Raw genomic sequence first — 4,314 nt, 5'->3', positions numbered from 1 at the left:
CGAAGGCACGGATGGCCTCGTTTTTTTCATTCACCGCGACAGGCCTAGCGCCAGAGGAACATGGCGCAAACCGTGGAAACGCATAGCCCGATCAGCACCGGCACCAGCAAGGCACGCACCGCGTCGAGCACCGGCACCCGGGCGAAGCCGGCCACCGCAATCAGGGAGGACCACGCGATCAGCGTGCCGCCGCCCGTCCACACCGCGCCCATCTGCCCGATTGCCGCCAACGTTGCGGAATCGAACCCCACCACCGGGCCCAGTGCGCCGGCCAGCGTGCCGGTAAGCGGCAGGCCCGCAAAGCCGGAGCCGTCGATGCCGGTGATCATGCCGACCAGCAGCACGCCAAACGCCACCAGCACATGGTTATCCGGAATCATGTGCTGGTACGCCTGGATCAGCTCGAACAGCAGGCTGGGCGCCTTGTCGGCGCTGACGCCCAGGATCTGCGCCGCGGTCTCGCCGGCACCGACAAAGAAGAAGCCGGCGATCGGCAGCACCGAGCCCATGGCCTTGAAGGCGAAGACAAAGCCGTCGGTAATGTGCTCGGGGCACACGTCGAGCATCTTGCGCGGGCCTTCGGCGGCCAGCGTGGCCAGCATCATCAGCAGCGCCGCGACACCGCCGACCAGCGCGGCGGCATCGCCGCCCTTCAATTCGGGCAGGCCCGAACCCATCTTCGGCAGCACCATCACGGCCACCACCGCCAGGAAGGCCAGCGGCGTCACCACCGCAAAGCACTTGGACCATTTAACGCGGCGCAGCGCCACCATGGCCAGGCTGCGCTCGATGTTGGCATCGGTGGCGAGCGGCTCCTCGTGCTCGGTGCCGCGCGCGATCTCGGCCTTGTCGAAGGTGCCGGCGTGCTCGACCTTTTTCATTTACGCCGCCGGCGCGCGCTTGCCAGTTGGTCAGCAAGGCGCCGCTGGCGGCACGATGTGCTTGCGCATCGACAGGTACGCCAGGGTCAGCGCGATGGCGCCGGTAATGATCGACAGCACCAGTGCGCGGTCGGCCACCACCACCGCGCTGACCGCGGCGCCAGCGGCCTTGGCGCTGATCCCGGGCGCCACGCCAATCACATAGTCGGACGACAGCGCCATGCCCTGTCCTGCGATCGCGATGGCCATGGCGCCCGCGAGCGGCGGCAGGCCGGCGGCGATCGCTGCCGGCAGCAGGATGGCCGAGACCAGCGGCACCGCCGGCGTGGGCCAGAAGAACAGCGAAATCACGTAGGTAATGCCGGCCAGGATGAAGAACGCGGAATGGCCGTTCTTCATCACCACCCGGAACGGCTCCACCATGCGGATATCCGAGCGCAGCGTCTTCAGCGAGTTGAGCAGCGCCGTCATGAAGGCGATGACCAGGAAGATGTTGAACAACTCCTTGGCCGCCACCAGGCTTGCCGAAAAAATCCCTCCCAGCGCCGAGACCGGGCTACCGGTCAGCGCGAACACCACCAGGAACGTACCCAGGATCGACGGTACGACCACATTGGCCCGCAGGATCATGGTCAGGACGATCACCGCCACGCCCAATAGGTAGATCCAGTGTGCCGCGCCAATCACCGCTTCGTGTTGCATGTATTCCCCTTGGATCTTTATCTGTAGAGACCATCGTCTTTGTCTTGCAGGGCTATGGCTGCCCCATGAACGTATACTATATTCTTGATCTACATCAAAACAAGCGAAATCTGGCTGAACTAGGGAATCCACCCAAACTGGTGCAAACCCTTATATTTCCGCGCTTTAATGGGGATTTACGGCACCTTTTGCGAGCCAAGACCACCCACCCGTTCTCTTTGAGATGCCTTTCGATGAAATTTTATGTAGACTGTATACCAATTTGACGCGCGATCCGGAGGCCTTGTGGACGCCGGGCGCGATCCCTGACTCCAATCCAATCCACCATGACGCTGCCCTCCCTTCTTCCCACCGGCATCACCGCCTTGCAATTCGGCATGATGGGCGCGCTGATCCTGTGCGGCGCCTGCCTGCAGGGCGTGGGCGGGATCGGCTTCTCGATGGTGTCGGCGCCGGTGGCCGTGCTGTTCTTCCCGCAAGCCCCGGGCCCCTTGCTGGCCATGGGCGGGCTGGTCTCGTTGCTGGGTGCGATACGCGAGTTCCGTGCCATTGCCTGGCGCACGGCGGGCAATGCCCTGGCTGGCCGTGCAGCGGGCACGGTGGTGGCGGTGGCGGCGATGACGCAGTTGCCGGCCGAGCTGCTGGCGCTGGTGTTTGCGCTGTCGATCCTGGCCGCGGTGGCGCTGAGCCTGCTGGGCTGGCGGGTGCGGGCGTCCGGCCTGAACATGGCGGTGGCGGGCGCCGCTTCCGGCTTCATGGGCACGGTCACCTCGGCCGGCGCCCCGCCCTTTGCCATCGTCATGCAGCACCTGCCGCCGCCGCAGCTGCGCGCCACCATTGGCTGCATCCTGTGTGCCGGCGCCGCGTTTTCGCTGGCCATGCTGGCTGCCGCCGGCCGTTTCGGGCTGGCGGACCTGTGGCTCAGCCTGAGCCTGTCACCCATGCTGCTGGTCGGCTTTGCCGCATCCAATCGCCTCAAGAACCGCTTTTCGGCCAAGGCCGTGCGCAAGCTGTTGCTGGCGCTGTGCACGGCCGGCGCCGTAGGCGTGCTGGTCAAGCTGGCCCTGCCCGCCTGACGCCACGCCTCGCGCTACTCCTCGCCAACTCAGCCCCCCTTCCATTCCCGTTACGCCAGGAAATAAACCATGCTGCATATCACCGACGAGATGATCGACCGCCATGTCAGCCCCGCCGACGCCCAGCAAGTGATGCTGGACGCCTTCCGCAGCTTCGGCCAAGGCAAGGCCGCCATGCAGGAACGCATCCGCACCGAGGCCGGCGGCGTCAAGCTGTCCACGCTGGGCGCGGTGATTCCCGAGCAGCAGGTGGCGGGCGCCAAGGTCTACACCACCATCAAGGGACAATTCTCCTTTGTCATCCTGATCTTCTCCACCCAGGACGGCCGGCCACTGGCGTCCTTCGATGCGGGTGCGATCACCCGGCTGCGCACCGCGGCCTGCTCGGTGCTGGCCGCCCGGCATCTGGCGCGCCCTGGCGCCGAAGTGCTCGCGCTGTTCGGCGCCGGCACGCAAGGCGTGCAGCATGCCCGCCAGCTCGCCGCCGCCCTGCCGCTCAAGCGCATCCTGCTGTCGGACCCATATGCCGATGCCGCCATGCCCGAGCGCCTGGCACAGCAGTGCGGCATCCCGGTCCACTTTGCCGAGCCGGACCAGGCCGCGGCGCAGGCCGATATCGTGGTCACCGCCTCGCGCTCCACCACGCCGCTGTTCTCCGGCCATTCGCTCAAGCCCGGCGCCTTCGTCGCGGCCATCGGGTCGAGCCTGCCGCATACGCGTGAGCTGGACGACGTGGCACTCGCGCGCGCGGCGCGGCTGGTGGTGGAGTGGCGCCCCCAATCGATGCGCGAGGCCGGGGACATCGTGCTGGCGGATCCCGGCGTGCTGCCGGCCGACAAGATCGTCGAGCTGGCCGATGTGGTGACCGGCAGCGTGAAGCCGCGCAGCGGCGACACGGACATCCTGATCTACAAGTCCGTGGGCGTGGGGCTGGAGGATGTGGCGCTGGCGGGCTTCGCCTACCGGCAGATCGAGGCCGCGGGTGAGGCCAGGGCCGCTTAAGTACCGCGCTGCCCGCATGCGATCCGCACTTTTTGTAATGTTGGTCACACCCCCTTTTCTTAAATTGTAGATAGTATACAATTATCAGAACGATGGGCAATCAGGCAGATCGCTTCCGCGACCATGCCACTCAGCCCCGCACAACCTTGAACCCCGTTCCCCCAGGAGCCCCCGATGGCCGAACTGATGAACCGTGATGATTTCCGCGCCGCCCTTGAAAACGCCATCAAGGGCAAGAGCGCCAACAAGGCCCCCTTCAGCGTGGCATGGGCCAGCGGCAAGCTCTCCCGCGACCACCTCGCCCGCTGGGCCGAGAACCACTATCACTACGTCGGCCCCTTCGCCGACTACCTCGCCTACATCTACGCCCGCACCCCGGACCGCTTCACCGAAGCCAAGGACTTCCTGCTCGCCAATATGTATGAGGAAGAAATCGGCGGCGACCGCCACACCGACCTGCTCATCCGCTTTGCCGAAGCCTGCGGCACCACCCGCGAACGCGTGATCGACCCCGATAACATGTCCCCCACCACCCGCGGCCTGCAAAGCTGGTGCTACGCCGTGGCCATGCGCGAAGACCCGGTCGTCGCCGTTGCCGGACTGGTCGTCGGCCTGGAATCGCAGGTGCCGTCGATCTACCGCAAGCAGACCCC

The 4,314-nt window shown here is 66.0% G+C and carries 3 protein-coding genes and 1 pseudogene; 3 read left to right on the top strand and 1 reads right to left on the bottom strand.

What is annotated here, in order from left to right; genetic code table 11:
• Positions 1-44: 44 nt before the first annotated feature.
• Positions 45-1,583, bottom strand: a pseudogene (locus tag OR16_RS47980) (hypothetical protein).
• Between the two features lie 326 nt (positions 1,584-1,909).
• Between OR16_RS47980 and OR16_RS38500 the strand changes: the two are divergent.
• The 3 genes from OR16_RS38500 to OR16_RS38490 all read left to right on the top strand — a co-directional run.
• A complete protein-coding gene (locus OR16_RS38500; RefSeq protein ID WP_006164749.1) occupies positions 1,910-2,659 on the top strand; it encodes a sulfite exporter TauE/SafE family protein in 750 nt (249 codons plus the stop codon).
• Between the two features lie 69 nt (positions 2,660-2,728).
• The gene (locus OR16_RS38495; RefSeq protein WP_006164748.1) at positions 2,729-3,661 is read left to right on the top strand and encodes an ornithine cyclodeaminase family protein; all 933 of its coding nucleotides are present in this window, start codon (positions 2,729-2,731) and stop codon (positions 3,659-3,661) included.
• Between the two features lie 174 nt (positions 3,662-3,835).
• The coding region (locus OR16_RS38490; RefSeq protein WP_006164747.1) for a TenA family transcriptional regulator at positions 3,836-4,314 on the top strand (479 nt) is incomplete at its 3' end.

The sequence above is a fragment of the Cupriavidus basilensis OR16 genome (genome assembly GCF_000243095.1).
GTDB lineage: Bacteria > Pseudomonadota > Gammaproteobacteria > Burkholderiales > Burkholderiaceae > Cupriavidus > Cupriavidus basilensis_D.
Note: the sequence above shows the minus strand (reverse complement) of the source record. Positions and strands in the feature narration are given on the sequence as shown.

What these genes read in the sequence shown, in the direction of transcription:
- OR16_RS38500 (WP_006164749.1), top strand. Translation starts at nt 1,910, where the DNA reads ATGACGCTGCCCTCCCTTCTTCCCACCGGCATCACCGCCTTGCAATTC.
- OR16_RS38495 (WP_006164748.1), top strand. Translation starts at nt 2,729, where the DNA reads ATGCTGCATATCACCGACGAGATGATCGACCGCCATGTCAGCCCCGCC.